General features: G+C 36.8%; 17 protein-coding genes and 1 pseudogene. 2 read left to right on the top strand and 16 right to left on the bottom strand.

The window, feature by feature from the left end; genetic code table 11:
• Window positions 1-32: 32 nt before the first annotated feature.
• The 3 genes and pseudogenes from R2H34_RS17615 to R2H34_RS17605 all read right to left on the bottom strand — a co-directional run.
• Window positions 33-278 (bottom strand): annotated as a pseudogene (locus R2H34_RS17615) (hypothetical protein); the annotation flags it as partial.
• A gap of 353 nt (window positions 279-631) precedes the next feature.
• A complete protein-coding gene (locus R2H34_RS17610; protein ID WP_080564174.1) occupies window positions 632-1,660 on the bottom strand; it encodes a transposase in 1,029 nt (342 codons plus the stop codon).
• Between the two features lie 547 nt (window positions 1,661-2,207).
• Window positions 2,208-2,855: a recombinase family protein gene (locus R2H34_RS17605; protein WP_004993315.1), complete on the bottom strand. Its 648-nt coding sequence runs from the start codon at window positions 2,853-2,855 to the stop codon at window positions 2,208-2,210.
• Between the two features lie 151 nt (window positions 2,856-3,006).
• Here R2H34_RS17605 and R2H34_RS17600 point away from each other — a divergent pair, with 151 nt between their 5' ends.
• Both R2H34_RS17600 and R2H34_RS17595 read left to right on the top strand, forming a co-directional pair.
• Window positions 3,007-3,231, top strand: coding sequence for a hypothetical protein (locus R2H34_RS17600; RefSeq protein ID WP_015056389.1), 225 nt, complete (start codon window positions 3,007-3,009; stop codon window positions 3,229-3,231).
• Window positions 3,232-3,414: 183 nt separating this feature from the next.
• Complete coding sequence (locus R2H34_RS17595; protein WP_015060705.1) at window positions 3,415-5,127, top strand: zeta toxin family protein; 1,713 nt, start codon at window positions 3,415-3,417, stop codon at window positions 5,125-5,127.
• On the opposite strand, the gene R2H34_RS17590 is transcribed toward R2H34_RS17595, so the two are convergent.
• From R2H34_RS17590 to R2H34_RS17530, 13 genes are all read right to left on the bottom strand, one after another.
• The gene (locus R2H34_RS17590) at window positions 5,124-5,606 is read right to left on the bottom strand and encodes a thermonuclease family protein (RefSeq protein WP_015060706.1); all 483 of its coding nucleotides are present in this window, start codon (window positions 5,604-5,606) and stop codon (window positions 5,124-5,126) included. The genes R2H34_RS17595 and R2H34_RS17590 overlap by 4 nt on opposite strands.
• Before the next feature lie 199 nt (window positions 5,607-5,805).
• Window positions 5,806-6,267 carry a hypothetical protein gene (locus R2H34_RS17585; RefSeq protein WP_015060707.1) on the bottom strand — a complete coding sequence of 154 codons (462 nt, stop codon included), beginning with the start codon at window positions 6,265-6,267 and terminating at the stop codon, window positions 5,806-5,808.
• A gap of 62 nt (window positions 6,268-6,329) precedes the next feature.
• Window positions 6,330-6,971 carry a type IV secretion system protein gene (locus tag R2H34_RS17580; protein ID WP_004999358.1) on the bottom strand — a complete coding sequence of 214 codons (642 nt, stop codon included), beginning with the start codon at window positions 6,969-6,971 and terminating at the stop codon, window positions 6,330-6,332.
• The gene (locus R2H34_RS17575) at window positions 6,968-9,679 is read right to left on the bottom strand and encodes a VirB4 (RefSeq protein WP_015060708.1); all 2,712 of its coding nucleotides are present in this window, start codon (window positions 9,677-9,679) and stop codon (window positions 6,968-6,970) included. Before R2H34_RS17575 ends, R2H34_RS17580 begins: the two co-directional genes overlap by 4 nt.
• 11 nt (window positions 9,680-9,690) lie before the next feature.
• Entirely contained in the window at window positions 9,691-9,984 is a 294-nt protein-coding gene (locus tag R2H34_RS17570) for a TrbC/VirB2 family protein (protein ID WP_017480461.1), read from the bottom strand.
• Window positions 9,985-9,994: 10 nt separating this feature from the next.
• Window positions 9,995-10,705: a lytic transglycosylase domain-containing protein gene (locus R2H34_RS17565; RefSeq protein ID WP_017480462.1), complete on the bottom strand. Its 711-nt coding sequence runs from the start codon at window positions 10,703-10,705 to the stop codon at window positions 9,995-9,997.
• Window positions 10,706-10,749: 44 nt separating this feature from the next.
• A complete protein-coding gene (locus R2H34_RS17560; RefSeq protein WP_004999346.1) occupies window positions 10,750-10,950 on the bottom strand; it encodes a hypothetical protein in 201 nt (66 codons plus the stop codon).
• 18 nt (window positions 10,951-10,968) lie between these two features.
• Window positions 10,969-12,486, bottom strand: a complete 1,518-nt coding sequence (locus R2H34_RS17555) for a type IV secretion system DNA-binding domain-containing protein (protein ID WP_015060710.1) — start codon at window positions 12,484-12,486, stop codon at window positions 10,969-10,971.
• Window positions 12,483-13,730 (bottom strand): lytic transglycosylase domain-containing protein, encoded by a 1,248-nt coding sequence (locus R2H34_RS17550; protein WP_017480463.1) that lies wholly within the window; start codon window positions 13,728-13,730, stop codon window positions 12,483-12,485. The genes R2H34_RS17555 and R2H34_RS17550 overlap by 4 nt, the downstream gene beginning before the upstream one ends.
• 81 nt (window positions 13,731-13,811) lie before the next feature.
• Window positions 13,812-14,264 carry a hypothetical protein gene (locus R2H34_RS17545; protein ID WP_004999340.1) on the bottom strand — a complete coding sequence of 151 codons (453 nt, stop codon included), beginning with the start codon at window positions 14,262-14,264 and terminating at the stop codon, window positions 13,812-13,814.
• A gap of 3 nt (window positions 14,265-14,267) precedes the next feature.
• Complete coding sequence (locus R2H34_RS17540) at window positions 14,268-14,597, bottom strand: hypothetical protein (RefSeq protein ID WP_004999338.1); 330 nt, start codon at window positions 14,595-14,597, stop codon at window positions 14,268-14,270.
• The gene (gene virB11 / locus R2H34_RS17535) at window positions 14,566-15,603 is read right to left on the bottom strand and encodes a P-type DNA transfer ATPase VirB11 (RefSeq protein ID WP_015060713.1); all 1,038 of its coding nucleotides are present in this window, start codon (window positions 15,601-15,603) and stop codon (window positions 14,566-14,568) included. Before virB11 ends, R2H34_RS17540 begins: the two co-directional genes overlap by 32 nt.
• 15 nt (window positions 15,604-15,618) lie before the next feature.
• The gene (locus tag R2H34_RS17530) at window positions 15,619-16,998 is read right to left on the bottom strand and encodes a TrbI/VirB10 family protein (RefSeq protein ID WP_019768107.1); all 1,380 of its coding nucleotides are present in this window, start codon (window positions 16,996-16,998) and stop codon (window positions 15,619-15,621) included.
• Window position 16,999: the final 1 nt, after the last annotated feature.

The following is a 16,999-nucleotide window of genomic DNA, read 5'->3' as shown; positions in this document are numbered from 1 at the left end:
CCAGACTCGCCAAAAAGGGCGGTTGAACTTCCTATACCCATATCCCACTTTAGGTTTGGCAGCACCTTTTCAATCAGGTGGTTGTTTACACCAATCCAGCTATTGGCCAATTGAATATTGGTTTCGTCTACTTTTTTTGATTTTTTAAACAGCTTGGTAAAACCGAGTGCCAAAACAGGGGGACCATGTAAAAACGTGCTTCCTGTAATGACTGAACCAACTGTGAGTCCTTTACTGACTTTTTGCAATAAGGATGCTTTTTTATGAGCAGTAGACATAAATCTAACCTTGAGTGTAGAGATTTAAAAAAATGTTCCAACTATAAACAACGGAAATTGAAATACAATTGTATATTTGAAGATGTTGACATTTTTTATGGATTTACCCATTTTCTGCAATTTTAATCCACTTTATCATAAGTGAAGCATTGGTATTTGGTGTATAAAGTTCTTAAAAACTTTTATTGAAACATATATCTCATGTTTGAATTCGCCGTTTTATATCACCAATAAATCTAAATTTTGGTTTTTAAAATGAACTTATTTAAAATATCTAAAACTGTTTATTAGCTTAACTTGTGATTTAAGTTTTTATGAATATAAAATTGTTAATTTATAGGACTTACGCACTATTATTTATAGATTCTCTGTGGTAGCAGATGATTTTTATCGAGAATAAAGTCATCAATGAAGTTTTTGATAACTGGTCTAAATAATTTCTTCTGCCAACGATATACATTTTCAAAGATCCGCTCAAACTGGTTCTTTTGTATCTCGACGTAGGCCATCAAGGCTGAAAAAATATGATTCAAAATCAGTTTAGATCGTCTTACTTGAAACTTTTCAATATGACAAACCTGTTTAATCACCCGGTGATATTGCTCTATTTTCCAATGACTTGAATGTAATTCATGAAAACCCTCAAAGGACAATAAATCATCTTCATCTTGATGCACAATATAAAACCTCTGCTGTTCTTTTAACTGAGTCTTAAATAATTGTACAAAGCCAAAATCTTTGAGCCAGACCACTTGACCCTGATGGAAATTTGGCAATAAACGCAGTTGAAACCATTGTCCTTTTTCTGGGGAAACCTTACGGTTACAGTCGATACCAAACATAAATCGAATACCATGTTTTCTTATGGTTTTTAGATTTCCAGTCGATGAATACCAACTATCACCTGTAATAAATTGAATCTTTGCACCCCAACTGAGTACTTCACTTAACATATCCATAAAGTAATCATTCTTGGCTTTACCTTCAGATTTGTCATAAATTCGGAAATTAATTGGAATATTTTGACCATTTTGATCTGTCGCATACAAGGTAATGAGATTAATACCCTTGACGGATCGGTGGTGTTTGCCTGACCAAAAATAGCTAACTAAGTCCATATGCTGACTATATGGTTTATCTAAAACAGTATCATCAATACTGACTATAAGTTTATTATTATCAATATGTTGAATTGCTTCTTGATATAGGTCGTGAGGTGTGTAGTCTTCACGTTCTAGAAAGCGATTTACACTATCATGCGAGATGTTATAAGTCTCGGCAAGTTGTGTGCAGCTAATAGAGTTCGGTTCTGTCATGAGAAAGCCCATATAAATGGGTAATGTACAAGTTGCTGTAGAAGCATGTTTAATTCGTCTGATCACAGATACTTTATAAAGTATTTTAATACTTTTTTGAATCCGTCAATGCGTAAGTCCTAATTTATTAGCTTTACAAGTTTATTTAAATTTCATCGTGCAACATTTTTAACCGATTTTATTATCGATGGTATTTTTTTGTCTGCTTTTCTTTTCCTAGTCTTTTATCTATCTGTCAGCCATATAGTATTTTATTAAATTCTTATGGGAAATGACGAATGTTAAATTATCTTAAGAGCTTTAATAATATCAATACTTATTTGATTTTATCGATAATTCTGCTGTTAATCATAATATCTCTAGATTATTTCTAAACTGAATGAATGTTTATAATGAGTGATTCATATTGCTATTGAAATCGCCTTCTCACTTTGAAAGAAGGCGAGGATGAGGGACTTTTATGTTGAATTATCATTTTAAAAATGCCTTATAAAAGAAGCTTAATGTGTTTTCTTATATAGGTTTAAACATAATTGTTGTATATCTTAAATCCAATTGATCTTAAAATTTTCCTTTATTTTTTGTTATGAGTGCGAGAAAATTGTCAAAAAGGTCAATCAGACTGGGCGTTAATTTGTTTTGCATACTTTTTCCTATATCGAATTAAAGTCATATAACTAACACCATAATCTTTAGCTATTTGAGTGAAAGGGTATGAATCGTCCTTATTTTTAAGGGTATGAATTAACTCTTTTAGTTTTTCTTCTGTAATCGCAGGCGATCTTCCCTTGTATTTACCTTTCTTTTTTTTAGCTAATTTAATTCCCTCTGCTTGATTCTCACTAATAATACCCCTTTCAAGTTCAGCTACAGCGCCTAATACATGGAGTTGAAACTTATCGAACTTGTCATCTGAATTGGGGGTAAAGTTCAGGTTATTTTTGACAATATGAACAGACACTCCTTTTTTATTTAGCTTTTGAACAATGGTTACAAGGTCAATCAAGCTACGTGCCAATCTAAAAACATCATGAGCGTACACAATGTCCCCACTACGGACATAATCGAACATTTCCTGAAGTGCAGGGCGTTTGGCAGTCTTTCCGCTAAAATGATCAATAAAAGTTTTATCTAGCTCAAAGGGTAGATCATGGAGCTGTCTTTCAGGGTTTTGGTCTTTAGTGGATACACGGATATACCCCACTCTTTGAAAGGGTGTGTTTTTAATTTGATCTTCAATATCTAAATTTTCTTTTTCCATAACCAGTATAACAAAATTAGATAACCTCAATGTTATATCACATTAGATTAACAAAACAACCCTATTGTTATAGGGTTTTTAGGGTGTATTATTATATAACAATAGGGTATACCCTATTGTTATATATCTTCAGGTATAAGGAAAAATAACGATGATTAATTTTAATGATCTAAGCGAATCTGAATTATTAAGGATTGCACAGACTGGCATATCAAACCGTATAGGATTGCGTACTTCAGGACATTTGCCTGAAGATGATAGACAGGCTCTTTCAATGGAGCTTCAGGGCTTGTACGAGCAAGATAGAGAACAGTTGATACAATCAATCAAGAAACATAGTGAAGCCTATAAAAGCGAGCAGAGTAATCAGGAATGAAAATTTTTTGCTGAAGCTAATTATAAGTCTAGTCGTGATTTATGGTTGCTTGGGCGTAGTGTTTGTTTCAGAGAACTTATCAGATAACACTGTAGGCATTATTGGATTTTGTGGACTGATATTACTACCTACAGTTTATAAGTTTGTTGGAACATTCTTTAAGGCACAATGAAAGGGTGATCAATGGACAACCAATACAAACTAAGTGACGAAGAACATAGCCTTGTATTTGAGAAAATTAAAGCTGATTTTCTGAATAACTCACTGTCTATAGTCAGCCCTAAAGTCGTCATTACTGGCGGTCAGCCTGCATCGGGTAAAGGCAAGTTGGCAAGAGATTCTATAGATCAGTTCAAAGATAAAGGCGGGAGTGTAATTATTGACCCCGATCAATTAAGAGCCTATCACCCCAAGTATAATGAACTGCAAAAATTGGATGATAAAACATCTTCAGGATTCACCCACCATGATGCTAAAAAGTGGAGTTTAGAATTAATTGAAGAAGCTATAAGCCATAAGAAAAATATTGTTCTTGACCAAACAAGTGCAGATTTTCAAACCTTAAAAAATACAGTTCAAAATTTCAGAGATAAAGGCTACAAAGACGTTGAATTAAAAATAATGGCTGTGCCTGAAATTACATCACGACAAGGTATATACCATCGTTATGAAATGGAAAAGGCGCTGTATGAAACTGGGCGTTTCGTCAATATTGATATTCATAGTGAAATTTATCACAAGCTAGAAAACACAATAGAACAGTTAAAAGATGAACCCATAGTAGACAAGCTAACCGTTTATGACCGTCACTATAACGCTATTGAACAAAAGGACTTTAAAGCTGAAAGGGAAAGACCATTTTCAGATCAGGAGCGCCAACAGCATGAATATAAATGGTTCAAAGTAATAGAAGCAATGCAAACACGCTTTGCCCCATATACAGAGGTTGAGATTGTAAAGGGGCTTCAGGAAAGTGACAGACTTAAATTGAATAATCAAAAACTGGTTAGTGAAGTGACCCAAGTTGATGAAAGTACAGGTGAGAAAATGGACGTAAAAATAGTCAGTAACTTAACTAGCAACTTACTTGTTGCCAAAGATGATTTTGAAAAACAAGATGGTTATTTATCTAAAAATATCAAAGTTGATGGCGAGGACAATTTAGTTATGTTCCGTCAAAATCGAGATCATCTTGAGTTAATCAATGTTACTAAAAATGAAATGATGCTCGATAAGCCGATCGGTAATCATGATTCAAAACAACCTGAATCTACGGCATTACAGGTTTATATGGAGGTTAAAGAAAAGTTAAATAACCTTGAAAATAAAATTTTAATGAAAGTAGATGAACAGCTATCAAATAAACCTAAAGCGCCTGAAGTGAAAGGAGATAGTAAGGCTGAAGTATCTCAATTTCAAAGCAAAGCCCCAGAGCTAGATAAACACCAAATCATTAAAGAAGTCCGAATACAGCTAAAGCAAGAGGGGAAATTGGGTGCTGATTTTGCTAAGTCAGCTAATGGGCTATCCGTTGCTCATGGTGACTATATCAAGCTCAATGAAGCATACAGTCAAAAAGATGGTTTATTTAAAACCACTAATTTACCTAAAGACGCTGAAATTAAAATCACAGGTCACACAACTAAAAAAGGTGAAACCTATGCAACAGGCGTTCATAACAATTCAAATGTAGAGTTAAAAATCAGAAGTGTTGAAGCCCGCTATGGTGATCAATATGTGAAACGCTATGAAACCAATCCTGAAGTAAAACAGGCTGTAGATCAGAGAGTGATAGCACAGCAAACAACATTTAAATCTTTATCTGCTTCAAGGGTACAGGAGTTAAGCCAGTCAAGCCCAAAGCAGGATAAGCCCACTTCAGGCATGAAATTTTAATATTTCTTTCGCCAGTCATAGGGGTTAATCGGGTTAGGACTTTTCCATAACCCGATTTTTTTTGATCGAGCATTATTCTCTAAATCTATGTATGTTCTATCAGGAAGATTGTAGCGATAAGCCCAAGCGTAGCCACTGGCGACCATTGCTTTATTCACATTTAATTTATTCAAGTACAGCTCACCAAGAAACCTACCATTGTTATCAGTTCCATGCTCTTTAACGAGTACCGTTTTGTTTAAGACCATAGACATTAAATATTGTTTCGATTGTTGACCATAAGGCTGTGTAGGCGAATTTTTAGCATTATTGGCAACTTCAGGGGCATCTATGAATGACAGTCTAACCCGCCATTTAGTGTTGTTTGGTTTTGTGATACTCACAGTATCACCGTCTAAAACGTAAGTGACTTTGCCGTAATAATCAGCGTGACAGTATGCTGAAAACAAAAAAAGGGTAATACAAAAAAGCTTATTCATTTTGGTTCACCATAAAACCGTTTTAGCACGTATGGACTTGCAACTTCATTGCTTGGTCCATACGTGCTAAAACTCTTACTGTGAAAAATCATATCCCGATGCTTGGTCAAAACTGCAAGTATGCAGTCTTAACCAGGCATCTACTTTATTGAATGATTTAAGTGGGTTATGAGTGCGAGGAAATTGTCAAAAAGGTCAATCAGTAGTTTGGATTCTTTTGGCGTAAAATCTTCAATTCTTCTTTGCTAATCGCTTCGTTATTAACGATCTTGCTTTCAATTGAGTTGATTTTATCGTTTGAATTTACAGCCTTGATATAGTCAAGATCGGCTTGACTAAGCTCAGGCATAATTTCACTGGCTTGATAAATCACTACAGGTTCTTTGACTGATTCAGATTGGATCTCTTTTACTACTTTTTTAGCTTCAGGCGCTTTTGAAGTTGTTTGTGTAGTTGTGACTGTATTAATTAAAGGGCTTTCAGGTACTTTAGAAACAGATACAGTTTTTCCGTCTTTTTTAACCTCTATTTCGCCTTTTTTAGTGGTCAGTGATGTATGACTAGCCTCTATAGCAACTGGCGTTTCTGTGCCATTCTGTGCTGTTTCAGCGTATGTATTGAAAGCGATTAAGGCTAATACAGGGATTATGATTTTTTTCATAGATAATCCTAAAATTTAGACAAAAAAAAGCTAACAACCTGAATTGTTAGCTTGTGATGAAATTAGTTACCAAACCACGATTTAAAGCTTTGCGTACTGGTCACACCGCTTGAAGCATTGTTAGATGCAAGGTTAGTTTGAACAGCCGACAATTTAGCACCAATCGAGTTGATATAACCTTGTTCAATAGCAATGGCATTTGCTAAGTCTTGGGCTTCTTTAATATTGCGGGTCGAGTTAATTTTGTTCTTCAGTGTGGTTAAGTTTGCTACATGCTCATTTAAAGCATTATAGGAAGCATCACTGAAAGCAAAGCCAGTCTTAACCGTGTTGTAATTTCGCTTGTATTGATCATTGCCTAGCAATTGATTCATACCATCTGAACCAATGGTAGTAAGCACTTTGTCATAAGCCTTTTGAGCATTACCAAATGAGCCAGTCTTTTGATTGGCTACTACGTCTTGCCAAGAGCCTGAAACAACGTCTTGCACATTCTTAACGCCTGAAGTTCCGATACCAGTATTACCAGTCGTACTTTCATATTGTTTCTTCATGATCTCGTATTGCTGTTGCATTTGAACCAATTGCTTGACCATATTTGCAACGGCTGTCGGGTCGAATACAACGTCCCAAGCGTTTGCTGTGTTGGCAGTAAAGGCTAAAGCAAAAGCTACAGCCGACATTTTTATTTTATTCATTTTCATGATTTCACCCTTTCGTTAAATTCGTGTACCCACTGGGAGTAGGTCAAGTTTTCATCTTTACTCAATATTTCCTCAAGAATATTGTGTCTTAACTCATTGCCTGAAAGTATTGGGATAATTTCAGACATATTGCTTAAATCTAATTTGCTAATAACTGAATCATGCGAGTTTTTAATCATAAATTGGCGTAAATAAGGCGGTGTATTCACAACCCAATCAAATTCTGCTTGAGTACAGCCTAAGCCATTATTTTTCTCATTACCCATATATGTAGCGACATTCGCTTTATCATTCGGCAATAGAATTGATGTTTTAAACTGCCCGATCAGATCGTCATCTCTTGTAATGACTTCAGGCGTTGGCGTAACAAAGATCATCATACCGTTACGTCTACGGTACGTGGTTAGCATGATTTTAAGCCATGCTAAGTTAATCGGATTGCTGATATATCTTTGACCTTCTTCGACAACAACAATAAAGGGCTTGCCCTCAGACATGGATATATCAATTTGATGGAAGATATACATAGACATAGCGCCTAACACCACATCATTATCAATGACATTTTTCATTTCATAGCCGAAAATTCGAGCGCCATCAATTGAGAAATTGTCACTTTCATTGTCAAAAATATTGGCATAAACCCCATCATTAACCCATTTTGACATGCGTTCAGCCATGTTGTTATCTTCAGCCATACCAAACAAGCCAATAAAGTTTCTAAGCCGTCTAAGGTGCTTTTCATAGCTATAAACAGCATCTACAACGTCTTTGATCTTGTTTTCTTCAGCAGTGCTTAAAGGCTTTGGATTACCATTATCGTTGTAGTCTTGAGCCATAAAAGAAAATAGATTTCTTAGAAACAAACGGTTTTGTTCCGTGTCATCTAACTGCAATGGATTCCAACCAGTTTTAACCATTTCACTTAAAACAGTATGTCGCCCGCCCATGCTTTTAATCCAAACTGAAGCTGAATATTCAAAATCAAAATGAAAAATATAAGGCTTAAACTTATCTGAAGCAGTCAAAAGCGTATTAATTACAGTAGTCTTACCGCCACCAGTACCAGTCGTGATACGAGTATGACCTACATCATGTTCATGGAAATTGAAGTAGTAAGGCGTATTACTTGTCGTTTTAAGCTGAATGACATTCTCACCCCAATGGTTGCCATCTTTTTTGCCAGTAGAACTATTGTGCATACTGGCAAAGCCCGCAAAGTTAGTCGTGTTAATAGTTGCGGGTCTTTGGAGTAAGTGATAGTTGCCAATCAACATAGAGTAAAAAGTAGGTTCAGAAATTAAATCTTCTTTTTTAGGTATCATGTGATTGCGCTGAAATGCCCCGCTAGTTTTCTGCATTGCTTCTTTAAATTCAGATGGGGTCTTAGAGGTAACTAAAACATTTAATGAATAAATGCCGTTTAAGATACGCCCTGAAGCTAAGTCATCAATGGCAACATTAATCGCTTCAATTTGAGATTCTGACTTGTCTTGAGCATTTTTTAATTGGTTCTGACGAGTTGTACTCATGCTGATAGATTTACGTCTGTCCATCATCATGAAAGTTTGAGAAATAATTAAAGGATGATCAACTTTTAGAAATTCATCTAACATGGTGTGATCGCTACCCTCTGGATAGCTAGGAGTAGGCAAACTATAGATTGCCCCTGCCGTTAATTCACCGCTTGGGTGATAGAATTTAATAGTTCCATCAGGCGCAAAAACTCTACGTGTATAGCCTAAGTAGTTTCTGATTTCAGTTGGATGAAGTGGAATTTCTGCTTTTTCTAAGTTTAATAAATAACCGAGAAAATTCACTGTTTCAGAATACAAAACGCTATCTTTTGAATAAGTGCCTAGCTGTCTTGGGTTCGCATCTTGCAGATACTCTTTAAACATACTTACTGCATTATTTAATTCGGCAATCATTTGTTCTTCATTATCACTTCTGAAAAACAGATTTTTAAGACGAGTTAAAGGCGGGTCACTTGGGTTAGATTTTCGGACAAGCAACGACACATAAATATCATTTTGAAACATGCGTTCATTAGATAGTTTTTCATAATATTTTTGGTTAAAACTATCTGAAAATTCATTGCCATTTGCAGGCGGTATTTCGGTTTTAACTTCGTGACGATCATAATAAACGCTAACAACAAAACGAGAGCCAAGTTGTTTAAACATATCTGCACGATATTTTTTTAAAGTCTTTAATTGAGCATAGCTTTTAGTTTCATACGGAAAGCCAGTAATTTTTAAAACCGTAAAAATATCACCATTAACTAGCTTAATATCATGTTCATTGATTGGGCTTAGATAAGGTAAATTATTGATTTCCATTTGTTCAGCACCCGCTAATTTCTTTTGACTATATTCAATATTTTTATCGTCAGCTTTTGCGTGAGAATCAAAACTATAGCCACCAAAAACTTTAGTTCGCTGAAGTCTACGTTTGATCGAAAACCATAAATATTGAATCCCTCTATCTTCTTGGTAGGTCACTACAACCAACAATAAATAGATTATTCCCGATATTATTAATCCTAATTTTAGGTTGCCAATTAGTGCTAAAAAGCACGTAGCAAAACCACAAATTAGGAAAAAGTAAGTGAAAATATCTACAGGTATATTTGCCACCCTTGCAGTTCGGGCAAGACCCGCAAACAGCAAGTCTTTTTCTTCGTTTTTTTCAGTGGTTTTGCTCATGGCTCACCTATTTAGTTAAAGAAGAAATTACCAAGATCAGGGGCAACGAAAACAAGGATACCTGCAACGATTAAGCCGATACCCCAACGCTTAACTTTCTCACTACCACCGCCAAGCATTGTGATTGCCAAACAAATAACACCAGTCACGAAAGCGACTGCTGCGATAATGACTAATTCATCATTAAATTGGTTAAGCTTTTGAGCAAATTTTTGACCAAACGCAGCATTTGCCAATTGAGCATAAAAAACAGCAAATAAGACAATTGCGTATTGCTTAGGATTGAGTTTATTTAAAAGATTCATGATCTATTCCTTAAAATACTTGGACGTATTGCCCTTTGTTAAGAGTTTGAACAAACGATGCTTGTTGCACGTTTGGTTGATTGCTTGGTTGATTATTTACACGCAGGCGCACAGGTTCAGATTGTGCTGAATAGCTATTGTTTTCTGTACTTTGATTTTGACTTGCGGAGTATTGCGGGTACTGATTTTGTTGCCATGAAGCGAGAACTAGAATGTCACTTTTTCGACTGGCTTCAGTAGGGTTATTATTTGCAGTGTAAGTTTTAAATGAACCACCCCCATTTAGTGTTTGGTATTTACTGGATACAAGGCGTACATAGTTTTGTGTTTCACGGTAAGGGGGAATACCTCCAAACTTTTCAACTGCCCCATGCCCTGCATTGTATCCAGCAATCATTTTTGTAAGATCACCATTAAATCTTTTATTCAGGAAAGCGAGATAACGAGTACCCGCAATAATAGACTGTTCAGGTTCATATAATCGGCTAGGGTCTACACCCATTAAACGAGCTGTAGAGGGAATGACTTGCATCAAACCCCTAGCATCTTTATGTGATCGAGCATTTGGCTTAAAGGCGCTTTCTCTTGCCATAATTGCCGTTACTAAATTAGGGTCTAAACCATTGGCTACAGAATGTTTGTGAATAAGATCATCATAAGGTGACGCATATACAAACAGTGGCGTACTGCAAGCTAAACCGATTATAAGTTTTTTAAACATTGTCATTATTCCTTATAGAGTTATAACAGTATAACTCTACTAGCTTAATCAATAAATGGTCTATTTGAAAATTTATGTTTCTCTTTAAAGAACTGGTCTAAAGCGATAAGATAAATTAAGTTTTTGGTAAGTCTGCGGTTCTTAAATTCTTCAGGAACTTTTAATTCACCACGCTTATATCTCAAAAAGTGTTCGTCCATTTCTGCGAAAAATTCATCACTTACATAAAGTTGTTCACGTTTCATAACTTGTCCCTAAAATTTCTATACAGCCAAAAAAGAATCCGAAACTTTAGCATAGGTGCGGTATTTCATCGTTACTAAAGTTGGCGGGTAATGTCCTGAAAACTTCATATAAAAGTGCAGAGGTTTAAGACTGCTTATTTCTTCAGCTTTAACTACATTTTCTTTTTCTTTTACAAGTTCAGGTCTTGAATCTTTATTTGCAGATTTCATTTTCCTTAATACTTCAATTGCACCGAAAGCTTTTTCATATTCTTGGGGTGTATAAGTGTCTTGAGAGTTGACAGCACAGACACCAAAAGAAGAAAAACAACCACGTAGCGTAATAGAGAATTTTTCTCCATAGATCGTGATTAATTGAGCCAGACTTTGAATGCCTGCTAAAGCAATAAGTCTATGTTTACGTCCTTTAGTTAATACTGCTTCGAGATACGATAAACGGTTCAAAGAGCCGAGTTCATCTAGGCAGAATATAAAATCAGAATAGTTATCAAAGTCAGATAATAAAGAACTACAAATAACGTCAGTCGCACAGCTAACTAATGGTTGCAATGCAGTTAATTGATCTTCACGCCAAGTAATAAAAATATTGCCAGTACCATGCTTTAAATAATCCCTAAACGAAAAATCACCAATTTTAGAATGAGTGTGAGGGCTTAAATATGTAGTAACAATACTGCGTAAAGTACCGACTAATTCAGAGTTGCCAAGTAAGCTGTAAGCTTGAGTACCTACTAAAAACTCTTTGAGTTTATCGTCACTTGAAATTAATAAAATTTCTAAAAATTGTTGTGTCTGCTGTTCTCTAGTAAGTTCATCCATTTCTAAAACTTTGGTCATGGCAGACTTAACAATAGTACGAGCCATCGTATTAAAATTTTCGTGATTTGCGTCTGAAGATTTAGGAATGATTGTCATTGAATATGTTTCAATGTCATAAGAATTTTGTACTTCATTAATCACTGACCAATGGACTGATCGAGCATCGAAAGGGTTGAAAATAACATCACCTTTCTTAGCAAATAAACTTGCGTAAGTTCCGTTAGGGTCAACCACAATTAAGCGGGTTTTACTGCGAGAATCAGCAACACAAGAATCTAAAAAATCACTGATTGAAACTGACTTACCTTGACCAGTACCACCAGTTAAAAGGAAGTGTTTATATTTTAAATCTTTAGGAACAGGCATACCGCAAAAACGGATTTGGTAATCTTTTTCTTTGGTCATTCTTCTTAATTTGAATGGGCTTACTAATTGCAAGCCCCGAAGAACACGAACGTATCTTTCGCCCCCAAAAGGTGTTTTATTGTTTTGAAAATAAAACCAAGCCAAAGCACTACTAATAACCAAAGCCAACAGCAATATTAAAACGTATAAAGGCGTTTTAAACGTCAATGGAATTGCATAAAGAATAGCTTGGACTTTATGATCTTTTGGGATAATAAAAAACTTCGGTAAAAAAATAGCCCATGTTGTAATCACAGTGATTACAACAGCTAAAACAGCGTGACCGAAGATTTTTTGCGATTGATCATTCATTTTACTGTCCCCAAGAATTTTTGAACGGCTTGATGGGAAGCGACCTTATAAGAATCCATGCTTGACTGCATCATGAGCATGTTAGCTTTAAGCTTCGCTTGATTGGCTACCAACATACTGTTTTCAATAGCAAGGGCATTCGCCAAGTCTTTTGATTGCTTTAACGTATTGGTACTTACTTGAGCCAACGACTTTAGGTTTTGCATATTACAATTTACTTGTGTCCAAGCTACTTCAGCGTCTACATAAGCTGTGTTTACACGGCTTGCAGTTATGTTTTGAATCTGTGCCAATTCCTTGCTTGCATATACACCAGTATTGGTCGCAATTTGACGTTGCAATTCGTTGTAGGCGTTTTGCTCTTTAGGTGTATTGAAAATATTAGTCGGTTGAGCATCAAAGCCATTAGGCAATTCAAAGCCTGCAATTTGCATCACATTGGTAAGAAGTCCTAGCCCTGCAAGCCCTTTAGTCACACTGTCATATTGCCCTTTCAAGACTTGAATCTGCTTCATTAATTCTTGAACTTGTAGAACTGCATCGGCATTTTTTGTCGGGTCAAAAACTGTTTTACCTACGCCACCAGTTACAGGGGGAACAGGCGGTAGGTTGATAGGTGAATCAATATCAACTTGTTCTGCTTCAGGTAGCTTTACAGGCTTACATGCGCTTTGTGTTTCTAGCTTGGCTTGTATCTTCTTCTGATTACTGTTTTCTATGCCAGTCGTTGCAGGCTTGCCACCTGAAGTAGTCCCGCCTTTAATTACGTTGCCACCAAAATATGAACCAGTACCGCCATAATTTCTATAAAACTGGGCGATCTTAGGCACATAGTCTTGCGTTTCTTTAGGCATAACTTTTTTATTACCTTTCAGATACGAACGTAAATTACCCATACCCCAGTTATAGGCATAGAGTGCATGGGGCATGTTGCCGAATTGCTGATTTAATTGCTTCAGGTAACGAGTACCCGCATTAACATTTTGTGTGGGGTCATTGGGATTGGTAACGCCCAAAGAACGAGCCGTTGCGGGCATAAGTTGCATTAAACCTTGAGCGCCTACGCCTGACTTAGCAGTATTGTTATGCGAAGATTCTTTTTGAATTACTGCATGAATTAAAAGCGGGTCATATCCATATTTAGCTGAAGCTGAAGTCACAATATCGTTGTAAGGTAAATTTGAAGCAATAGTTGCCCCGCTTAAACCTACCAGTACCAGTAGCGATAGTTTTTTTAATTTCATTTTCATTATTCCTCTACCGCAACGAGGACAGTTTAACCAGGAACTACGTTACCTGTTTAAACTTGGCCCGTTGCTATTTCATCACTTAGCCACAGCCAAACGGTTAGCTAGATCAACTAAGGTTTTATAGTGTGAGCCTTGTTCACCCATTGATAACTCATAGCACCCGCCATTTGCTTGAACTCGCATGAAGTCGTGAGCTTGGCTTGTATTGTCAGAAATGGTCGGAGATACAAACAATGCTTTTGCGTTAGGGATGCTTACTGGCAATTCACCAAATAACCCCACTTCTTGCGGTACACAAGCAGGGTCAATGCTGTAATAAACTTTAAGATCGGCACATGCTTCGTTTTGGCAACTGGCATCACTTGAAAATTTATAAGTGACATAGTTCCCTTGATTGGGAGCTTCAGGCACATAAGTTAATTTATTGCTTTGAGCAAATGACTGAAGAACTTGGGTAAATGTCTGCGGTAACTGTGCTTCAGCAGACAAACTAATTAAGGCGCAAAGAGCAATAGTTGTTTTTTTCATGGCTTAGTCCTTTTTAAATTTGTATGCTTGGCTTGGGTTATCAACATCGGTCAGAGTAATAACACCGCCCTTTTGTTCCATTAAGAAAGCGTCTTGATTGTTATATTGAACAACCATTTTTTTATCTTTCTCTACAGCCGATAATGCAACATCACCCCATGAGTTTTTTAAGGTAACTTGAGTACCTTTATTGGCAACGATAAGCCCGCTACTCATGCCTTGTTCTTTCTCAAATGCTGTTTGATCAATACGATTGTATTGTCCGTCCAAGCCCTTAGATGAGCAGGCAACACTAGCTAAACTAAGCAACGCTAGAAAAATGTGTTTTTTCATTTTTGAAATCCTCATAAGCTTTAAAATAAATAGCTGAACAGCCATAACCGCCTGTTTCTGTTCTTCCAAGTTGAACAATAATGTCTACACTTTGTTTAACAAAAGATTTAACTTGGTCACTGGTTAATGTAGTGCCTGCCATAAGAACCATAAGCGTTAAACGCTCAATAGCATTAAGTGGGTCATTGGCATGTAATGTCGCAATTGAACCGCCATGCCCTGAAGAAATTAGGTTTAAATAAGTGAATGCTTCAGCACCTCGAATCTCACCCAGTAAAATGCGTTTTGGATACAAACGCAGGCAAGCTTCCATTAATGACTGTGCATCGACTTTAGCTTTACCCTGTCCACCTCTTGAATAATAAAGTTGCAACGTATTTTCATGCGGAGGGCGTAACTCCTTAGCATCTTCAATAGTGATTAGTCGTTCGCCCAGTGGTATGCAGTCATGAATAATGGAGTTAAAAAAAGTTGTTTTTCCTGAACCTGTACCCGCAGAAATAATGATATTTTTTTCATAACCCACCGCTTTACGAATGAACTCATGAAAGTTTCGGGCTTCGTATAAATCGAATAGCTCTTGATCTTTTGCAGTGATTTTTGCAAATGGTTCAACAGAATTTAAAACTTCCTCATAAGCTGAAAATGGCAGACTTAAAATACTTGGTTTACGAATAGATAAGCCGATCGACCCGCCAGTTACGGCAGGGTCACGGACAAATTGAATACGGAAAAATAAACCCTCATGTTGCGGTGATGCAATTTGAGCAGAAAGCAAAGGCTGTGCTTCTGAAATTGTTTGATTGGTTTCAGTTGCAATGCCTTCGGCTAATCGCTTCAAAAGCGCATAGGTAAGGTTAGGATTCTCTTTTTTAATCATGTCCCTTGTACCTTTCATAGCAATGAAATATTCCAAAGGCTTATTAACTGAAATTTCAGTAATTTGATCATTATCAAGATCATCACCAAAAGCTTTTTTCAAATCTTCAAGTACAAGGATTGACATAATTAAGCGCCTTTCTTATTGGTTTAAAATAGTTGAAAAGTCCAAGTCTTTAGCAACTAGAACTTTAATGCGTGTGCCGTGAGCGACTGTAATAGTCGGAGGAATTGACAAGTTACGTTGTAGAACACGGTCAGCTTGATTGCCGAATGAGTTTGCAACTTCAGTACGATAAGTCTGTGAAGCATTGTTTTGGTCGCTACTGCTAACACCTGCATTACTTACACCCGCACCAATAATGCTAAGTAAAGTAGCTGTTCCGAATATGCGCCCATAATGGTTGTTCACTTTACCGCCTAAGCCTGCGATACCAAGACTGTTAGTGCTTGGGCTATCGAGCATAATTTCTACGCCATTAGGTGTGATTGCACGATTCCAAACCGCCCCGATTTCTGCTTGTCCGTCATTAACAATTGATGAGTATTGACCGAATAAACGAGTACCCGCAGGCAGTAAACGATTACGTCCTTGTTCGCTATAAACATCATTAGTTACACGAGCAATAATGTTGCTTGGTAAATCGCTTTTAACAGCAGTTTCTAAAACTGCATCTAAGATCTTGCCTTGTTGTATAAGCATTCTACGATCAGCGTTATAACTTGCATGAGCAATAGGCGCTTTTTGATTAGAAGTGCTTGAATCAAAACGACCACCCATAGAACCCGCAGTGCTATTTGCAATGCGTGGATTTACATTGCTTGCACCCGCTTGGTTGCCATTGGCATTAGATTGTTGTGAAGCTTGCATACCCATAAATAACGGTGCAAGTTCAGGCGGTATGCCTGCCATTGCACTAGCATCACCATTAGGGCTAACACCGCCACCTTTACCGCCATTCTCATTAACCATGATTCCAGACTTGTAGCGGGCGTTTAAAAGGGCTTGTTCTTTAGCCATAGCATCTTGTCTAGCCTGCTCTTGTTGCATTGCTAGTTGTTGTTGCTGTTCAGCTAATTGACGCTCCATTTCGAGCTGTTCAGGGCTTTTTTCAGTAGGGTTTACAGGGTCAGGGGTAGTCGCAGTTGGGATTGGTTGCGGATTTCCGAATCCGAATCTATCCATGCCATTAAAATTACTGCCGTCCATCCCTGTTACTGGTTTAGCAACAGCACTTTCTACACCGCTTTCTACACGGCTTTCTTTGTTCTTTTGCAATTTCAGATAAACGCCAAAAATTACCAAGCCAATAATGAGGGCTAGTAAGCCACCGAACTTAACCAATTTGCCTATGTCTATATTTTTAACAGACGTTTTAGGCTTATTCTCAAAAGCATCTTGACGTTCAAAATCATCTTTACCATGTTCTTTTTTTTCATCATGGAAAACATGATTTTCAGTGCTGAAGTTATCTTGGGTTTTAAAGTCATCGTTACCCAAATTTTTATTTTCATTTGTCATT

Origin of the sequence: Acinetobacter sp. 16 (genome assembly GCF_033439925.1) — a bacterium.
Taxonomy (GTDB): domain Bacteria; phylum Pseudomonadota; class Gammaproteobacteria; order Pseudomonadales; family Moraxellaceae; genus Acinetobacter; species Acinetobacter junii.
The sequence above is the reverse complement of the archived record's forward strand: the minus strand, read 5'-3'. Positions and strand labels throughout refer to the sequence as shown.

Coding starts and splice junctions, on each gene's coding strand:
- R2H34_RS17540 (WP_004999338.1), bottom strand. CDS start 14,597: ATGAAAAAACACATTTTTCTAGCGTTGCTTAGTTTAGCTAGTGTTGCC.
- R2H34_RS17530 (WP_019768107.1), bottom strand. CDS start 16,998: ATGACAAATGAAAATAAAAATTTGGGTAACGATGACTTTAAAACCCAA.
- R2H34_RS17545 (WP_004999340.1), bottom strand. CDS start 14,264: ATGAAAAAAACAACTATTGCTCTTTGCGCCTTAATTAGTTTGTCTGCT.
- R2H34_RS17595 (WP_015060705.1), top strand. CDS start 3,415: ATGGACAACCAATACAAACTAAGTGACGAAGAACATAGCCTTGTATTT.
- R2H34_RS17580 (WP_004999358.1), bottom strand. CDS start 6,971: ATGAAAATGAATAAAATAAAAATGTCGGCTGTAGCTTTTGCTTTAGCC.
- R2H34_RS17570 (WP_017480461.1), bottom strand. CDS start 9,984: ATGAATCTTTTAAATAAACTCAATCCTAAGCAATACGCAATTGTCTTA.
- R2H34_RS17565 (WP_017480462.1), bottom strand. CDS start 10,705: ATGTTTAAAAAACTTATAATCGGTTTAGCTTGCAGTACGCCACTGTTT.
- R2H34_RS17550 (WP_017480463.1), bottom strand. CDS start 13,730: ATGAAATTAAAAAAACTATCGCTACTGGTACTGGTAGGTTTAAGCGGG.
- R2H34_RS17590 (WP_015060706.1), bottom strand. CDS start 5,606: ATGAATAAGCTTTTTTGTATTACCCTTTTTTTGTTTTCAGCATACTGT.
- virB11 (WP_015060713.1), bottom strand. CDS start 15,603: ATGTCAATCCTTGTACTTGAAGATTTGAAAAAAGCTTTTGGTGATGAT.
- R2H34_RS17600 (WP_015056389.1), top strand. CDS start 3,007: ATGATTAATTTTAATGATCTAAGCGAATCTGAATTATTAAGGATTGCA.
- R2H34_RS17560 (WP_004999346.1), bottom strand. CDS start 10,950: ATGAAACGTGAACAACTTTATGTAAGTGATGAATTTTTCGCAGAAATG.
- R2H34_RS17605 (WP_004993315.1), bottom strand. CDS start 2,855: ATGGAAAAAGAAAATTTAGATATTGAAGATCAAATTAAAAACACACCC.
- R2H34_RS17585 (WP_015060707.1), bottom strand. CDS start 6,267: ATGAAAAAAATCATAATCCCTGTATTAGCCTTAATCGCTTTCAATACA.
- R2H34_RS17555 (WP_015060710.1), bottom strand. CDS start 12,486: ATGAATGATCAATCGCAAAAAATCTTCGGTCACGCTGTTTTAGCTGTT.
- R2H34_RS17575 (WP_015060708.1), bottom strand. CDS start 9,679: ATGAGCAAAACCACTGAAAAAAACGAAGAAAAAGACTTGCTGTTTGCG.